Annotated in this window: 13 protein-coding genes; 3 read left to right on the top strand and 10 right to left on the bottom strand. The window is 51.1% G+C overall.

The features are described from left to right. Window positions 1-50 precede the first annotated feature (50 nt). The 10 genes from FDX11_RS06100 to FDX11_RS06145 form a co-directional block, all read right to left on the bottom strand. Window positions 51-1283 (bottom strand): winged helix-turn-helix domain-containing protein, encoded by a 1233-nt coding sequence (locus FDX11_RS06100; protein ID WP_137397632.1) that lies wholly within the window; start codon window positions 1281-1283, stop codon window positions 51-53. A 41-nt stretch (window positions 1284-1324) separates the two neighbouring features. Beyond that, complete coding sequence (lpxK, locus tag FDX11_RS06105; RefSeq protein WP_061381862.1) at window positions 1325-2302, bottom strand: tetraacyldisaccharide 4'-kinase; 978 nt, start codon at window positions 2300-2302, stop codon at window positions 1325-1327. Then, entirely contained in the window at window positions 2299-4047 is a 1749-nt protein-coding gene (gene msbA / locus FDX11_RS06110; protein ID WP_042309449.1) for a lipid A ABC transporter ATP-binding protein/permease MsbA, read from the bottom strand. Before msbA ends, lpxK begins: the two co-directional genes overlap by 4 nt. A gap of 36 nt (window positions 4048-4083) precedes the next feature. Continuing rightward, window positions 4084-6348, bottom strand: a complete 2265-nt coding sequence (locus FDX11_RS06115) for a ComEC family protein (RefSeq protein WP_137397633.1) — start codon at window positions 6346-6348, stop codon at window positions 4084-4086. Between the two features lie 205 nt (window positions 6349-6553). Further along, entirely contained in the window at window positions 6554-6838 is a 285-nt protein-coding gene (gene ihfB / locus FDX11_RS06120) for an integration host factor subunit beta (RefSeq protein WP_003035780.1), read from the bottom strand. Between the two features lie 159 nt (window positions 6839-6997). Next, window positions 6998-8671 (bottom strand): 30S ribosomal protein S1, encoded by a 1674-nt coding sequence (gene rpsA / locus FDX11_RS06125; protein WP_003035776.1) that lies wholly within the window; start codon window positions 8669-8671, stop codon window positions 6998-7000. Between the two features lie 113 nt (window positions 8672-8784). Beyond that, window positions 8785-9468, bottom strand: a complete 684-nt coding sequence (gene cmk / locus FDX11_RS06130; RefSeq protein WP_032939922.1) for a (d)CMP kinase — start codon at window positions 9466-9468, stop codon at window positions 8785-8787. A gap of 171 nt (window positions 9469-9639) precedes the next feature. Then, window positions 9640-10923, bottom strand: a complete 1284-nt coding sequence (gene aroA, locus FDX11_RS06135) for a 3-phosphoshikimate 1-carboxyvinyltransferase (protein WP_137397634.1) — start codon at window positions 10921-10923, stop codon at window positions 9640-9642. A 68-nt stretch (window positions 10924-10991) separates the two neighbouring features. Next, the gene (serC, locus tag FDX11_RS06140; protein WP_042309454.1) at window positions 10992-12080 is read right to left on the bottom strand and encodes a 3-phosphoserine/phosphohydroxythreonine transaminase; all 1089 of its coding nucleotides are present in this window, start codon (window positions 12078-12080) and stop codon (window positions 10992-10994) included. Window positions 12081-12293: 213 nt separating this feature from the next. After that, a complete protein-coding gene (locus FDX11_RS06145) occupies window positions 12294-12986 on the bottom strand; it encodes a DUF421 domain-containing protein (RefSeq protein ID WP_042309456.1) in 693 nt (230 codons plus the stop codon). A gap of 135 nt (window positions 12987-13121) precedes the next feature. Between FDX11_RS06145 and ycaO the strand changes: the two genes are divergently transcribed. From ycaO to pflB, 3 genes are all read left to right on the top strand, one after another. Next, complete coding sequence (ycaO, locus tag FDX11_RS06150; RefSeq protein WP_042310147.1) at window positions 13122-14882, top strand: 30S ribosomal protein S12 methylthiotransferase accessory factor YcaO; 1761 nt, start codon at window positions 13122-13124, stop codon at window positions 14880-14882. 404 nt (window positions 14883-15286) lie between these two features. Continuing rightward, window positions 15287-16144 carry a formate transporter FocA gene (gene focA, locus FDX11_RS06155; protein ID WP_032939923.1) on the top strand — a complete coding sequence of 286 codons (858 nt, stop codon included), beginning with the start codon at window positions 15287-15289 and terminating at the stop codon, window positions 16142-16144. Window positions 16145-16203: 59 nt separating this feature from the next. Further along, window positions 16204-18486, top strand: coding sequence for a formate C-acetyltransferase (pflB, locus tag FDX11_RS06160; protein ID WP_006685273.1), 2283 nt, complete (start codon window positions 16204-16206; stop codon window positions 18484-18486). The last annotated feature ends 98 nt before the right edge of the window (window positions 18487-18584 follow it).

Below are 18584 nucleotides of genomic sequence, written 5' to 3' on the forward strand. Positions count from 1 at the left end.
GTTCCTCCAGATGGACCGGATTGTGAATCCGTAAATATTAACATAATCGCTTAACGGGCTGGGGCTATTTCCCAACCATGACGTGCGCCAGCAAATAAACCTTCAGGGTAGCGTCCCAGCGTCACGCGCGTTGCCTGCTGCCAGCGGGCAAAATCATCAATCGCCTGGAACAACCCTTTTTGCAAAGTAACGCCAGGTTTGACCCCATCCTGTAACCATAGTGAAATCACCTCCAGCACACCTGTTTTACGGTGCATTTTGGCATCCATCCGCCCCACTAACTGTCCACGATGCAGCAACGGCAGGACAAAATAACCGTACTGACGTTTCGCTGCTGGCGTATAACATTCCAGCCGATAGCTAAAATCGAATAGCTGCTCTGCCCGTTTGCGATCCCAGACCACCGGATCAAACGGTGATAAAACCGTGCTATGCGTTGCCGTTAATTTCCCCGCCAGTGCCTGCTCAAGCTGCGGTTGAAGATCGCTATGCAACCACAGGGTTCCCAGCCCTTCAACGTCGACCGGGATAATTTGTTGCTGCTCCTTGCGCACATCACACCAGTTTTTTAACTCCGGGCGCTTCAGGCGATAGTAGTCTGCCAGCCACTGTTCGCGAAAAATCCCCAGACTGCGGGCGCTGTTATCCAGCATGATAATTTCGGCTTCCTCTTGTGAAAGCCTGTCACGTTCATCATCCCAGTGCGGCATGACGCGATGGGTTAAATCATAGACTCGCTGGAAATTACGCCGCTCCACCACCATCACTTTCCCGGCAGTAAACAGTCCTTCAAGGTGTCGCTTATGCGGCTTCCATTCCCACCAGCCGTTGGCTCCCTTACGGGGATGTTCAAAATCGACTGAGCGTACCGGCCCGTTATGGTGGATATGCTGGAGCAATTGCTCAATCTCATGGGCATGTTCTGTCATCCACGCCGCTTTATATTTCCAGCCCATTTTCTCCGGCGCCAGCATGCGGTGGCGTATCAGCATAAAGTCACTGCGCGGCATAAAGCAGGCCTCGTGCGCCCAGTACTCCATCAGTTCACCCTGCCGTAACGAGTCATCCAGCCATTGCGGGGAATAATCACCTAAACGACTGAACAGCACCAGGTAAGGGCTGCGCGCCACAATATTAATGGTATCGATTTGCAATAAAGACATGCGCGAAATGGTGGCAAGAATATCGGCAGGAGATGCCCGGCGGCGTGTTTTTTTCAGCAGTCCTTGGGCGGCAAGATGAAGATGACGAGCATCCGTCAGAGAAAGGTGCGGCAACGACATTTATGACCTCATAAATGATTCGCTGCCGCAGCTTGAATCCGTTAGCGAGTCAGCGAGATTAAGCTATCCAGCAACATATCAAGCCGTTCGCCTGACAAATGTGCGTCCACGGGTAAATACCACCAGTTATCATCAGCAAATGCGCGGCATTTAACCGCATCTTTTTCCGTCATCACCAGCGTTTGCCCTGCGTCTGAAAACGCACTGACGTCACTGTAGGTCAGAGATTGATGATCTGCCAGCGCAATACATTTTTGTGGTTTGGCTCCGCATGCTTCAAGCGTGGCAAAAAAACGGGGCGGATGGCCAATACCCGCCATGGCAACTATATTGCTTAGCTTTGCCACATCACGACGTTCACCCGTGCGTAAATTAACGGCCAGCCCTGGTTCAAGTCGCATGGGGATCTCCCCCGGCTGCGGACTGCCACCGTTAACGATTGTCGCATCCACCGATTTAAGCCGACCTGCGCGTTCCCGCATTGGACCGGCGGGCAGCCACCAGCCATTGCCAAACCGACGTTCGCCGTCAATCACCACGATTTCAACATCTCGCGCCAGACGATAATGCTGTAGACCATCGTCCGTCACAATAATCTGCACATCATGATGCGCCAAAATGGCTTTTACCGCATCCGCTCTGTTCGGAGAGACCGCTACAGGCACGCCTGTACGCTGGTAGATGAGCACTGGTTCATCGCCCGCTTCTGCAGTCGTAGTATCTATTGTCAGCAACAGCGGGTAAGCCGCGGCTTTTCCACCATAACCACGAGAAACCACGCCCACGCGGATACCACGTTGCTGTAGTCGTTCAACCAGCCAAATCACCACCGGCGTTTTACCGTTCCCGCCTGCGGTAAGGTTTCCCACTACGACTACTGGTACCGGCGCACGCCATGCGCGCTTGAGTCCAAGTTTGTAGCATAAGCGGATCCCCCCACTCACCAGACCATACAGCCAGGAGAGTGGAAGTAATAAGCGCCACAGCGGCGATTCACCAGACCAGATACGTGCGATCATTGACCAAATTGCATTTTGTGTAATTGCGCATACACGCCGCGTTGCTCAATCAGCTCGTTATGGGTTCCGCGCTCAACAATCACCCCGTCTTCCACTACGATGATTTCGTCCGCCTGTTCAATGGTAGAAAGACGGTGTGCGATGACCAGAGAAGTACGGTTTTTCTGCAGCTCATCCAGTGCCGCCTGAATCGCGCGTTCGGATTCAGTATCGAGAGCCGACGTAGCTTCATCAAGGATTAGGATCGGACTGTCACGCAGTAAGGCACGGGCGATAGCGATACGTTGACGCTGTCCACCGGAAAGTAGTACGCCGTTTTCGCCAATCACCGTATCCAGACCATTATCCATCTTATTGATGAAATCCATGGCATAGGCCATCTGCGCCGCTTTTTCAATCTGCTCACGGCTGTACAAATCGGTACGCGCGTAGGCGATGTTATTGGCAACCGTATCGTTAAACAGGTGCACATTCTGCGAAACCAAAGCAACCTGATCGCGCAGGGATGCCAGGGTATATTCGCGCAGATCGTGTCCGTCCATCAGAATCTGCCCTTCATCGATATCGTAGAAGCGCGTGATCAGACTGGCGATGGTAGATTTACCTGAACCCGAACGACCAACCAGAGCGACGGTTTTACCCGCCGGAATATTCAGGTTGATGTTACGCAGCGCAGGGACTTCACGTCCTGGATAAGTAAAGGTCACATTGCGGAATTCCAGATCGCCGGTAGCGCGTTCGATAACGCGTTTACCTTCGTCTTTCTCCTGTTCGCTATCCAGAATCGTGAATAAGGTCTGGCATGCCGCCATACCACGCTGGAACTGCGCGTTGACGTTAGTTAGCGATTTCAACGGACGCATCAGCGCGATCATTGACGAGAAGACAACGGTAATGGTCCCTGCCGTCAGGTTTTCCATGACGCTTGGGAAACTGGCTGCATATAACACGAAGGCCAGAGCCAGAGACGCAATCAACTGGATGATAGGATCGGAGATAGAAGAGGCGGAAACCATCTTCATACCCTGTAAACGCATCTTGTTGCTGACTTTATCAAAGCGTTTAGTTTCGACTTCCTGCCCACCAAAAATCAGAACTTCTTTGTGGCCTTTCAGCATCTGCTCCGCACTGGTCGTAACCTGCCCCATGGTGTTTTGCATGTTTTTACTGATGCTACGAAAGCGCTTAGAAACCACACGAATCGCCACTGATACAATTGGCGCCAGTACTATCAGAATCAATGACAGCTGCCAGCTGTAATAGAACATCATGATGAACAGGCCAATAATTGAGGCCCCTTCACGTACCACGGTGATCAGCGCGCCGGAAGACGATGACGCTACCTGCTCTGAATCATAGGTAATACGTGACAGCAACGTACCTGTAGACTGCTTATCAAAAAAGGAGACTGGCATGCCCATCATGTGACCAAACAGGCGACGGCGCATGGTCATAACCACTTTACCCGACACCCATGAGATACAATAGCTGGAGACATAGCTGGTTAAGCCACGAACTATCATCAGTCCAATGACCACCAGCGGCATCCACAGCAGCACCGAGCGATCAGTTTTACCAAAACCATCATCCAGTAATGGCTTGAGGAGCGATAACATGAAGGTATCGCTGGCCGCGTTAAGGACTAACGCTATACCCGCCACGATCAGACCCGATTTAAAAGGCGCTATGGTTGGCCATAGTCGGCGAAACGTCTGCCACGTAGAGAGATCTTTATCGTTATGCATTCAAAAAACCAGCATTTGTTAGAATAGCCGCATATTCTACCCGTTATCCTCCGACACGCCAAACCACTGATGATACCAACGGGGTAAAATCTGATCCCGCATGCTGCGCATTTGCCAGGTTTGAGGGTAAAAATCCAGCGTAATCTGCCCCTGATGTGGCGTATCCAACCATTGATAATCTTGTTGCCGATAGCGGCGCTTCACCTTCCAGGAAGGCAGTCGCCAGGCATTGTAACGGGATGCCGAGGCCAACGCCGCCTGTCCGCCAACACGCTGAATCAGCGCCAGTGATGACGAAGTATTGCTGCCATGGTGTGGAACCTGCATGACAGTGGACTGCAGATGAGACCAGTAGTGACTTAGCATTTTTTGTTCAGCGGGAGACTCAATATCACCGGTCAGAAGAATACTCTGGTATCCGTCATCGACTTTAACCACGCAGGATTGGTTATTCCCCCGCGCTTTATTTCCGCGCAGGGGCCAGTGTGCACTGAACGTTAATCCTTGCCATTGCCAGCGTTCCCCGCGAAAACACGGGAGATGACCTTTCCAGCCTAGTGGGCTTCTTATCCATAAGAATGGCCATGCTTGTTGCAGCGAGCGCAACCCACCCCGGTGATCCATATGCTCATGGCTTAAAATTATCCCTTCTGGCTTGAGGTTGTGCCAGCGTAACCAGGGAATGATCAATTGCTGCGCGCTATCTCCCTCAGGCCATGCCAGCCCCGTATCATATAGAATCGCTTTCCCATTGCGGGCGATCACCATCGCCAGTCCCTGCCCGACGTCCAGCATATGCACTTGCCATGCATCCGTGCGTGGCGCCCGCCAGAGCGGCTCACTCAGCAAAAATAGCACTGTGAAACAAAGCATCGGTAGAGTACGCCAGGCATCCAGTCGCCATGCGATGAGCATCAGCCCAGGTGCCAATGCAAGCCATTGCCAGCGGGCATCTATATTGATCCAGCCTTGAGGCAGAGCATTAAGTCCCCAAAATAACAGCGCCAGAGAGCGATCGGCTAAATACCACAGTCCCGATTCCAGCCCTCCCAGACTGGTTAAATGCACCAGCATGCCGGCTAATATCAGCGGTACGGAAACAAACGTGACCAGCGGTACGGCAAATAAATTAGCCACCAATGAAGTCAGGCTGATGCCGTGAAACATAGAAATTTGCACAGGCAGAAGCAGAATCGTGATCCCCAGTTGCAGATGCGCTAGGGCCAGCAGTATGCGTCCAATGCGAGAGAGAGACCAGGCAGGTAAAGGTACCCACTGATACCAGAATATCAGCGCCGCGACGGCAAAAGCAGATAACCACAGACTCTGTGACAGAATAGCGAGAGGATCCGCCACCACGATGGCTGCGAGACAACAGACCCAGACCGACCATCCGCTCCACTGCCTGCCGCTTAGCTTCAGCGCCCCCCAGACCATCAGCGCGACTATCGTGCGCAATGCAGGAAGCTGAAGCCCCGTTAACCAGGCATAGAATGTCGCACAGATAATCCCGCCAACCAACGGAACCTGCCAGCAAATCCATTTGGTTGGCATAAAAAATTGTCCACCGCGAATCAGTCCTCCCGCCAGAAGTGCGGCAAACGCAATATGCAGCCCGGAGATAGCCATCAAATGCGCCGTGCCGGTATCACGCATAATGGCTTTTACCTCTTGTGACACGGACAGGCGCTCCCCCATTCCCAGCCCCAGTATGACCTGCTGCCAGGGATAGTTGGCGAGCTGGATTTTCAACGAAGAGAGATACTTCGAACGTAAGCTACATTGTGGCGCGATGACCGAAGCCTGCAAGAACCGTCCCGTCAGCGGCTGATGCTGTGCTAACGCATAACGTTGACTGTCAAATCCCCCCTCGTTCAATTGGCCGTGTACGGCGCGAACTTTAAGCGTCATCGCCCATGTCTGGCCCGCGCAAACGTCGCCGGGCAGGTACTGCCCATACAGAACAATTCCTTGCGCTGGAAAGATTCGCCGCCCCTGCAGGTGCGTGATCTGACCGTAGTGCGTGGTCATATTGTCGGTTCCGGTTATGCGTACGATTGCCTGCTGGTTTTTAGCAGGAAGCGTATTACCCGCCCAAAGCGCATCTTTCGCCGCCATTATTCCCCAAAGAAAAAACAGCACGGTTAATCCGGCGAGACGCATATGTTTGTGGGGAAAAAGACAGAGCAGGCATGCCAGACAAAATACAACGCCGATGCTCAGCATTTCAGGCAGCCCGGGTAATAGCATCAGAGGGAGAATGCCGCACAATGCACACGTACTCACCGTTGTTATTTTCATCAATACCTCCCTGTTGCGGGAAGTGTGCAGTAATACTCAACGGTTGTCTGGCGACAATTTACTGTTATACGGCACGCGTTCCGCTGATATTCAGCAGCGGATGTAACGTGCGAATTAACTGGGATGAGGATTCCAGTATGAACCTGCAGAAATGAAAAAAGCACCCATACAGGTGCTTTTCTCGGCGTTAAGTCTCGCTAAAAACTTAACCGTAAATATTGGCGCGATCGCGCAGTTCTTTACCTGGTTTAAAGTGCGGAACGTATTTCCCTTCCAGATCCACTTTATCGCCGGTCTTCGGATTACGTCCGGTGCGAGGTGCGCGGTAATGCAAAGAGAAGCTGCCGAAACCGCGGATTTCAATACGCTCGCCCTGCGCAAGAGTCGAGGCCATATGTTCCAGCATCTCTTTTACTGCATCTTCAACCGCTTTCGCGGGAATATGAGGTTGCTGGGTTGCAAGTCTTTCAATCAATTCTGACTTGGTCATGATTCCTCCGGTTCCTTAAAGGCATAATTAGCTGCTGCATTGATTAAGGGCGGCCGTAGCCGCCCTTTGTCATTGATTACAGGACGAATCCTGTAATCTGTCAAGCTACTCGTCACCCTTTGTGCTGTTAACGGCACAAAGGATTTAGAGAACTCGATATTACTCGCCTTTAGCTGCTTTGAAAGCTTCAGCCATTGCGTTGTTAGAGAAGTTTGCATCTTCCTGTTTGTTAACAGTTGCGATTGCATCTTTCTCATCAGCTTCGTCTTTAGCACGAACAGACAGGCTGATTGCACGGTTCTTACGATCAACGCCGGTGAATTTAGCTTCAACGTCGTCGCCTACGCTCAGAACCAGAGTTGCATCTTCAACGCGGTCACGGGAAGCTTCAGAAGCGCGCAGGTAACCTTCAACGCCGTCAGCCAGTTCTACGGTTGCGCCTTTAGCGTCAACTGCAGTGACTTTACCGTTTACGATTGCGCCTTTCTTGTTCAGTGCAACCCAGTTGTTGAACGGATCTTCTGCGAGCTGTTTAACGCCCAGAGAGATACGCTCACGCTCTGCGTCAACCTGCAGAACAACTGCTGCGATTTCGTCGCCTTTTTTGTATTCACGTACTGCTTCTTCGCCTGCAACGTTCCAGGAGATGTCAGACAGGTGAACCAGGCCGTCGATGCCGCCGTCCAGGCCGATGAAGATACCGAAGTCAGTGATAGACTTGATTTTACCTTCAACACGGTCGCCCTTGTTGTGGGTTTCCGCGAACTGCTGCCATGGGTTGTTTTTGCACTGCTTCAGACCCAGGGAGATACGACGACGTTCTTCGTCGATATCCAGAACCATAACTTCCACTACATCGCCAACGTTAACAACTTTGGACGGGTGGATGTTTTTGTTGGTCCAATCCATCTCGGAAACGTGAACCAGGCCTTCAACGCCTTCTTCGATTTCAACGAAGCAGCCGTAGTCGGTCAGGTTGGTCACGCGACCAGTCAGTTTGGTACCTTCCGGATAACGCTTAGCGATAGCTACCCATGGATCTTCGCCCAGCTGTTTCAGGCCCAGAGATACACGAGTACGCTCGCGGTCGAACTTCAGCACTTTAACAGTGATTTCGTCGCCAACGTTTACGATTTCGCTCGGATGCTTAACGCGTTTCCATGCCATGTCGGTGATGTGCAGCAGGCCGTCAACGCCACCCAGATCAACGAATGCACCGTAGTCAGTGAGGTTCTTAACGATACCTTTAACTTCCATGCCTTCCTGCAGGTTTTCCAGCAGCTGATCGCGTTCTGCGCTGTTTTCGGATTCGATAACGGCACGACGGGAAACAACAACGTTGTTACGCTTCTGATCCAGCTTGATGACTTTGAACTCAAGCTCTTTGCCTTCCAGGTGCAGCGTGTCGCGGACCGGACGAACGTCTACCAGGGAACCCGGCAGGAACGCGCGAATACCATTCAGCTCAACAGTGAAGCCACCCTTGACTTTGCCATTGATAACACCAGTAACGGTTGCAGCTTCTTCGTAAGCTTTTTCCAGCGTGATCCAAGCTTCGTGACGTTTAGCTTTCTCACGGGACAGCAGGGTTTCACCGAAGCCGTCTTCTACTGCATCCAGAGCAACGTCAACTTCGTCACCAACCTGGATTTCCAGTTCGCCCTGGGCGTTTTTGAACTGCTCTGCCGGAATGGCGGACTCAGATTTCAGACCGGCGTCAACCAGTACTACGTCTTTGTCGATAGCAACAACAACACCACGAACGATGGAACCCGGACGGGTTTCGATTTCTTTTAAGGATTCTTCAAACAGTTGAGCAAAAGATTCAGTCATGTTTAATCTTCAGGTTTCATATTTAACGTCCACCTGGCTCCATGCCGGATGGGGTTGTTTAACATACCCGCTGTCAGTCCATTGCAACGGGGGTACTGCAAATTCGGTCGCACTTAAGCGAGTGCCAGTTTTTGGCGCGCATATTGTAACGCTTTTTCAATCACTTGCTCAATGCTTAATCGGGTTGAATCCAAAACTAAAGCATCAGCAGCGGGAACCAGCGGCGCTACAGCGCGGTTACGATCGCGGTAATCGCGTTCTTCGATCTCGGCCAAAAGGCGTTCAAAGTTAACACTAAAGCCCTTCTCCTGCAACTGTAGCATACGTCTATGCGCACGTTCGTGCGAGGAGGCGTCCAGAAAAATTTTCACCGGCGCATCCGGGAACACGACGGTTCCCATATCGCGTCCGTCGGCAATCAGGCCAGGCGCTTCGCGAAACGCGCGTTGACGACGTAAAAGCGCTTCGCGCACGCGGGGAAAAGCAGCCACCTGGGATGCGGCGTTCGCCACTTCCTGAGTGCGGATTTCGCCACTAACATCTTCACCTTCCAGAATGACTTCCAGGTTGCCGTCCGTTGAGATAAAACGCACATCCAGGTGTGAGGCAAGCGGTACCAGAGCATCTTCAGAGGTAACATCGACATGATGATGTAACGCTGCGAGCGCCAGTACGCGATAGATCGCGCCTGAATCTAACAGATGCCACTGCAATGCTTCCGCCATTGCCTTGCACAAGGTGCCTTTACCTGCACCGCTTGGGCCATCAATGGTAATAACCGGGGCAATTGCCGTCATCTTTTTCTCCTTAAACGGGCATACGTTAACGTGAACGCCGCGCATTATACGCGCCAACGGCAACGATCGTTATCTTTGTGTGAAAAATGCAGAATCATTGAAGCTGAGTGTAGAAGAAATAGACAATCAGGGATGACAGAATGTGCCGCACCTGATAGTGCGGCAATAAAATCAGGCCGGCGTGCTAATACGCGCCAGTTGTTCGAAATAATCCGGGAAGGTTTTGGCGGTACATTTGGGGTCAAGAATGGTCACAGGGGTGTCAGACAGCGCCACCAGCGAGAAACACATCGCCATACGGTGATCGTTATAGGTTGCGATTTCCGCAAACTGCAGCGTCGCTGGTGGTGTGATGCGGATGAAGTCACGCCCCTCTTCAACTTCCGCGCCCACTTTGCGTAATTCCGTCGCCATCGCAAACAGACGGTCGGTCTCTTTGACGCGCCAGTTGTAGATGTTGCGTAGGGTTGTGGTGCCTTTAGCAAACAGCGCGGTCGTGGCAATAGTCATCGCCGCGTCGGGAATATGGTTCATATCCATATCCACAGCGTTCAGTTCACCGTGAGTACAGGCAATAAAGTCATCGCCCCAGGTAATGGTCGCGCCCATTTTTTCCAGTACATCAGCGAAGCGAATATCGCCCTGCATACTGTTGCGGCCAATGCCAGTGACTTTTACTGTACCACCTTTAATGGCGCCCGCCGCGAGGAAGTATGAAGCAGAAGAAGCATCGCCCTCAACCAGATAGGCACCCGGTGACTGATACTGCTGCTGCCCCTGCACAACAAAGCGCTGATAGTTCTGATTCTCAATTTCAACACCAAACGTCTTCATCAGATTCAGGGTGATATCAATATAAGGTTTGGATACCAGCTCGCCTTTAATGGCGATCGTTGTATCCTGCGGCGCCAGCGGTGCAGTCATCAGTAACGCAGTGAGGAACTGGCTGGATACGCTGCCGTCCACCTCAACCTGACCGCCGCTAAAACCACCGCGCAGACGAAGCGGAGGATAGTTTTCCTGCTCCAGGTACTCAATGCTGGCCCCCCCCTGGCGCAACGCATCAACCAGATGGCCAATCGGACGCTCCTTCATGCGCGGTTCGCCCGTCAACACGATGTCATTACTGCCCAGACACAGCGCCGCGGCCAGTGGACGCATAGCGGTTCCGGCATTGCCAAGAAACAGTTCCACTGCCCCTTCGGCATGTAATGCGCCACCGTTGCCGATAATCTCGCAGCGGGTGCGATCGGCGGAAAGGGTATAGCTAATCCCTAACGCATTCAGTGCATTGAGCATATGACGGACATCGTCGCTGTCCAGCAGGTTGGTCAGAACAGTGGTGCCATTTGCTAATGCGGCCAGCAGCAAAGCGCGGTTAGAAACACTTTTGGATCCAGGCAGATTGATGGTGCCATCCACCCGCGCAATGGGTTGTAACGTCAGGGATTCCATGAAACTCAACTCTCAAAACAGATATAAAAACCCCACAGGCGGGCTGTGGGGATGAAAAGTACAGCAGATTAACCGCGGCGGCGTTCGAAATCGACCATGAAATCGGTCAGTGCTTTTACGCCTTCAAGCGGCATCGCATTATAGATAGACGCACGCATACCGCCGACCACACGATGGCCTTTCAGTGCATGCAGCCCCGCAGCGAAAGACTCCTCCAGGAAGAGTTTATCCAGGGCGCTGTCAGCCAGTTGGAACGGGACGTTCATACGTGAACGGTTCGACTTCGCGACATCGTTACGATAGAAGTCGCTGTTGTCGATCACGCCATACAACAGCTCTGCTTTTTGCTGGTTAATTTTATTCATCGCATTAACACCGCCCTGCTCTTTCAGCCACTTAAAGACCAGACCAGACAGATACCAGGCAAAGGTTGGCGGCGTGTTGAACATGGAGTCGTTGTCATTCAGCACGGTGTAGTCGAGGATTGACGGGCATGAAACATGCGCTTTACCCAGCAGATCTTCTCGTACAATGACAATCGTCAGTCCCGCAGGACCAATGTTTTTCTGCGCCCCGGCATAGATTACGCCATAGCGGTTAACATCAAGCGGCGCGGAGAGGATGGTAGAAGAGAGATCCGCCGTGACGACCACATTGCTGGCAAAGTTCGGCGTTTCATCAATCGCAATGCCATCGATGGTTTCATTCGGGCAATAGTGCAGATAGGCGGCGTTGTCAGAAAGCTGCCATTCGCTCATTGGCTTAACAGCGCGCAGACCGTCAACGGTGACTTTGGCATCGATAACGTTTGGCGTGCAGTACTTTTTCGCTTCTTTAATTGCACTGGCGGCCCAGTAACCGGCATCGACGTAATCCGCCGTCGTTTTATCACCGAGAATATTTAACGGGATACCGGCGAATTGTCCACGGCCACCGCCATGACAGAACAACACTTTATAGTTGGAGGGGATGCTGAGAAGATCGCGAAAATCCTGCTCTGCTTCCTCTGCCACCTGGATAAACTCTTTGCCCCGGTGGCTAATTTCCATGACCGACGTGCCAAGACCGTTCCAGTCGCGAAGATCCTGTTGAGCCAGTTTAAGTACTTCCGCCGGTAGCATTGCCGGACCTGAACTAAAATTGAAGACCTGAGCCATTTCCCCTCACCACGTTGTGTTGTTATCCAATCAACATCCTGTCATTGACGATAATCCTGCGACAGACATTGGGTATAAGTTATTCCTGTGGATATCGGTTTTATCATTCAGTGACACGCGCCGCAATGGGTAAAACTGGCTGGGGTAAAAATGAGTCATCGATCACACAACAGAATCTATCGGATTGACGGACAAAAACCGATATTTTCGCTGTCAGGTGACCCGTTTTGCCCGACTGGCCTTCGACCATTCTGGATTTGCGCAGCGCGGACATAATTGATGATCCCCCGCGCTCATTTGCACCACTTCACTACACCGTACACATGCATAGTCGCCTGTTTCAGGCACCACCTTAAATCGCTGTGTACAATGTTTAGGCAGGATACTGAGTCCCGGTTTTACGTCTTCATCGGCAAAGAAGTAAACGCTGATCTGCCCATTCGTCTCCAGAATAGCGAGTTTCACCTGCCCCAGTTGCTCTACGCCGTTCAAACGCAGCTCCATAAAGAATTCGAATTCCGTCATATTGGCGCGATTAAGCTTTGACCATGACAATTCACCGTCTTCAATGATGACCACTGGCTTGCCTTCCAGTAGATCTTCCAGCTTTTCGCTGTGTGACATCAGCCACATGACAATACGATAAAGCAGCGCCAGGGTAATAAAAACCACCAGCACCGGAATCATCGGCACATCGTCATAAAATGCAACATCGCCCGCCGCAGAGCCCAGCGTAAGAATAATCAGCACTTCAAAAAGCGACATCTGCCGTACGCCACGCCGCCCTGTAAGCTTTAAAAACAGAAAAACCAATATAAAGGTATAGAGACTGCGCAGCGCAACCTCACCAAGAAACTCCATTGGCACCTTATCCAGTGCCATACGCTGTAAATCGAATGCTTTCATTTTGTGCTCTTAACATTGTTGACTGTGTGAAAGCATAGCCAATAGTTTTATTTACGCCTGGGCTCCGGCGGCGATAGCGCCGTTCATTGAAAACCCGTATCATTGCGCGCTTTCCGTACGACAAAAGTGATTTTCATGACGCAAACATTTATTCCCGGCAAAGATGCCGCTCTGGAAGACTCCATCGCTCGCTTCCAGCAAAAATTACTCGACCTTGGTTTTCAGATTGAAGAAGCCTCCTGGTTGAACCCTGTGCCTAACGTTTGGTCTGTGCATATTCGCGACAAAGAATGCGCGCTGTGCTTTACCAACGGTAAAGGTGCGACGAAAAAAGCGGCGCTGGCCTCCGCGCTGGGTGAATATTTTGAGCGTCTGTCTACGAACTACTTCTTTGCAGATTTCTGGCTCGGCGAAACCATCGCCAACGGCCCGTTCGTGCATTATCCGAACGAAAAATGGTTCCCGCTGACGGAAGACGACGACGTGCCGGAAGGTCTGCTGGATGCGCGTCTGCGCGCGTTTTACGATCCAGAGAACGAATTGACCGGAAGCATGCTTATCGATCTGCAATCCGGTAATGAAGATCGTGGCGTCTGCGGCCTGCCGTTTACCCGTCAATCTGATAACCAGACCGTCTATATTCCGATGAATATTATCGGCAACCTGTACGTTTCTAACGGCATGTCTGCGGGTAACACGCCTAATGAAGCGCGCGTTCAGGGCCTGTCTGAAGTCTTTGAACGTTATGTGAAGAACCGCATTATCGCGGAAAGCATTAGTCTGCCGGAAATCCCGGCCGAGGTGATGGCGCGCTACCCGGCGGTAGTGGAGTCTATCGCCAAACTGGAAGCGGAAGGTTTCCCGATTTTCGCCTACGATGGCTCGCTGGGCGGCAAGTACCCGGTGATTTGCGTTGTCCTGTTCAACCCGGCCAACGGTACCTGCTTTGCGTCCTTCGGCGCGCACCCGGATTTCGGTGTTGCGCTGGAGCGTACCGTTACCGAACTGCTGCAGGGTCGTGGCCTGAAAGATCTTGATGTCTTCACCCCGCCGACCTTCGACGATGAAGAAGTGGCTGAACACACTAACCTTGAAACCCACTTCATTGATTCCAGCGGTCTGATCTCCTGGGATCTGTTCAAGCAGGATGCTGATTATCCGTTCGTTGACTGGAATTTCTCCGGCACTACGGAAGAAGAGTTCGCCACCCTGATGGCCATCTTCAACGCAGAAGATAAAGAAGTGTATATCGCCGACTACGAACATCTGGGGGTATACGCCTGCCGCATTATCGTTCCGGGCATGTCTGACATCTATCCGGCTGAAGATCTGTGGTTAGCCAACAACGCAATGGGTGCCCATCTGCGCGAAACAATCCTCTCTCTGCCTGGCAGTGAGTGGGATAAAGAAGACTATCTCAATCTGCTCGAGCAACTGGATGAAGAAGGTTTTGACGACTTCACCCGCGTACGCGAACTGCTTGGTCTGGCGACCGGTGCGGATAACGGTTGGTACACCCTGCGCATTGGCGAGCTTAAAGTGATGCTGGCGCTGGCCGGTGGTGACCTGGAGCAAGCGCTGGTATGGACAGAATGGACGATGGAATTCAACGCCTCCGTGTTTAGCGCTGAACGTGCAAACTACTACCGTTGCCTGCAAACGCTGCTGCTATTGTCGCAGGAAGAGGAGCGTCAGCCGCTGCAATATCTGAACGCGTTTGTCCGCATGTACGGCGCCGATGCGGTTGAAGCGGCAAGTGCGGCATTGAGTGGTGAAGCCGCATTTTATGGTCTTCAGCCAGTAGACAGCGATCTGCACGCGTTCCCGGCGCATCAGTCTCTGCTGAAAGCCTATGAAAAACTGCAGCGCGCGAAAGCAGCGCACTGGTCAAAATAGTGCCAAACAGCCTGCGTTAAGTAGGCTAAATGTATTGTCTGGGCTATATTACGGGGCGCTTTAAGCGCCCTGTTTTTTATTTTGGTCAAATCAAAAAATAAATGTAAAAGCAAGGTTAAATATTAGTAGTTGATATTAAAAAAATTAGCTTATTAATGTGGCTTTTTATCTCAATTACTCCATATTAATTAACCATCCAACAGGAGGCTGAAAGAAAAAATTCAACTCACTTTATAATTTTTAAAATTTATTTTTATTTTGATAATCAACAAGTTACTCCGTAATCGCATAAAAACCATGCGTCTTGCGGGCCTATAAGCCAGGCGAGATATGATCTATATCAAATTCTCATCTATAATGCTTTGTTAGTATCTCGTCGCCGACTTAATAAAGAGAGAGTTAGTGTGAAAGCTGACAACCCTTTTGATCTTTTACTTCCTGCTGCAATGGCCAAAGTTGCCGAAGAAGCAGGCGTCTATAAAGCAACGAAACATCCGCTTAAGACGTTCTATCTGGCAATTACTGCCGGTGTATTCATTTCAATTGCCTTTGTTTTCTATATCACCGCCACTACCGGTACCGGTACTATGCCCTTCGGCATGGCAAAATTAATAGGTGGTATCTGCTTTTCCCTGGGGTTGATTCTTTGTGTTATCTGCGGTGCAGACCTCTTCACCTCAACCGTACTGATTGTTGTTGCTAAAGCCAGTGGTCGTATTACCTGGGGACAGTTGGCTAAAAACTGGCTTAACGTTTATGTCGGCAACCTGATTGGCGCCCTGATCTTCGTGTTACTTATGTGGCTTTCCGGCGAGTATATGACCGCCAACGGCGCGTGGGGACTCAACGTCCTGCAAACAGCCGACCACAAAGTGCATCATACTTTTGTTGAGGCGGTAAGCCTCGGTATTCTGGCTAACCTGATGGTGTGTCTGGCCGTATGGATGAGCTACTCAGGTCGCAGCCTGATGGACAAAGCGTTTATCATGGTATTACCGGTCGCAATGTTTGTTGCCAGCGGTTTTGAGCACAGTATCGCAAACATGTTTATGATCCCTATGGGTATTGTAATACGCGATTTCGCCACCCCGGAATTCTGGACCGCTGTCGGTTCTTCTCCGGAGAATTTTTCTCACCTGACCGTGATGAATTTCATCACCGATAACCTGATTCCGGTTACGATCGGTAATATTATCGGCGGCGGTTTGTTGGTCGGGTTGACATACTGGGTCATTTACCTGCGTGGTAACGATCATCATTAATCTGTTGATGCTCATTACACGCAGTAAATAAAAAATCCACTTAAGAAGGTAGGTGTTACATGTCCGAGCTTAATGAAAAGTTAGCCACAGCCTGGGAAGGTTTTACCAAAGGTGACTGGCAGAATGAAGTAAACGTACGTGACTTCATTCAGAAAAACTACACTCCGTATGAGGGTGACGAGTCCTTCCTGGCTGGCGCTACTGACGCGACCACCAAGCTGTGGGACAGCGTAATGGAAGGCGTTAAACAGGAAAACCGCACTCACGCGCCTGTTGACTTTGACACCTCCGTTGCTTCTACCATCACTTCTCACGACGCTGGCTACATCAACAAAGCGCTGGAGAAAATTGTTGGTCTGCAGACTGAAGCTCCGCTGAAACGTGCGATCATTCCGTTCGGCGGCATCAAAATGGTTGAAGGTTCCTGCAAAGCGTACAATCGCGAACTGGACCCGATGCTGAAAAAAATCTTCACCGAATACCGTAAAACCCACAACCAGGGCGTATTCGATGTTTATACCAAAGACATTCTGAACTGCCGTAAATCCGGTGTTCTGACTGGTCTGCCAGATGCGTATGGCCGTGGCCGTATCATCGGTGACTACCGTCGCGTTGCGCTGTACGGTATCGACTTCCTGATGAAAGACAAATACGCACAGTTTGTTTCCCTGCAGTCTGACCTGGAAAACGGCGTAAACCTGGAAGCGACTATCCGTCTGCGTGAAGAAATCGCTGAACAGCACCGCGCGCTGGGTCAGATCAAAGAAATGGCAGCGAAATATGGCTGCGATATCTCTGGTCCGGCTACCAACGCTCAGGAAGCTATCCAGTGGACTTACTTCGGCTACCTGGCCGCGGTTAAATCTCAGAACGGCGCAGCAATGTCCTTCGGTCGCGTATCCACCTTCCTGGATGCTTACATCGAACGTGATATCAAAGCAGGCAAAATCACCGAGCAAGACGCTCAGGAAATGATTGACCACCTGGTCATGAAACTGCGTATGGTTCGTTTCCTGCGTACTCCTGAATATGATGAACTGTTCTCCGGTGACCCGATTTGGGCAACTGAATCTATCGGTGGTATGGGCGTTGATGGCCGTACTCTGGTTACCAAAAACAGCTTCCGCTTCCTGAACACCCTGTACACCATGGGTCCTTCTCCGGAGCCGAACATCACCGTTCTGTGGTCTGAAAAACTGCCTCTGAACTTCAAGAAATTCGCCGCTAAAGTGTCCATCGACACCTCTTCTCTGCAGTACGAGAACGATGACCTGATGCGTCCGGACTTCAACAACGACGATTACGCTATCGCTTGCTGCGTAAGCCCGATGGTTGTTGGTAAACAAATGCAGTTCTTCGGTGCGCGTGCAAACCTGGCGAAAACCATGCTGTACGCAATCAACGGCGGCGTTGATGAAAAACTGAAAATGCAGGTTGGTCCTAAATCTGAACCGATCAAAGGCGACGTTCTGAACTTCGATGAAGTAATGGACCGTATGGATCACTTCATGGACTGGCTGGCTAAACAGTACGTCACTGCGCTGAACGTTATCCACTACATGCACGACAAGTACAGCTACGAAGCCTCTCTGATGGCGCTGCACGACCGTGACGTTATCCGCACCATGGCGTGTGGTATCGCTGGTCTGTCCGTTGCTGCTGACTCCCTGTCTGCAATCAAATATGCGAAAGTTAAACCGATTCGTGACGAAGACGGTCTGGCTATCGACTTCGAAATCGAAGGCGAATACCCGCAGTTTGGTAACAACGACTCTCGTGTAGATGACATGGCGGTTGACCTGGTAGAACGTTTCATGAAGAAAATTCAGAAACTGACTACTTACCGTAACGCTATCCCGACTCAGTCTGTTCTGACCATCACCTCTAACGTGGTTTATGGTAAGAAAACGGGTAACACCCCAGACGGTCGTCGTGCTGGCGCGCCGTTCGGACCGGGTGCTAACCCAATGCACGGTCGTGACCAGAAAGGTGCTGTTGCCTCTCTGACTTCCGTTGCTAAACTGCCGTTTGCTTACGCTAAAGATGGTATCTCTTATACCTTCTCTATCGTTCCGAACGCACTGGGTAAAGACGACGAAGTTCGTAAGACTAACCTGGCAGGTCTGATGGATGGTTACTTCCACCACGAAGCGTCCATCGAAGGTGGTCAGCACCTGAACGTGAATGTCATGAACCGTGAAATGCTGCTGGATGCGATGGAACATCCGGAAAAATATCCGCAGCTGACCATCCGCGTTTCTGGCTACGCAGTACGTTTTAACTCCCTGACTAAAGAACAGCAGCAGGACGTTATTACTCGTACTTTCACTCAGACCATGTAATTGGTTTTGACTGAAATCGTACTTTAAAAAGCGTACAATAAAGGCTCCACGTAAGTGGGGCCTTTTTAATAGCCTGCTTTGGCTGCTATCTATACTTA

The organism is Citrobacter sp. wls714 (assembly GCF_005281025.1).
Lineage (GTDB): Bacteria > Pseudomonadota > Gammaproteobacteria > Enterobacterales > Enterobacteriaceae > Citrobacter > Citrobacter werkmanii.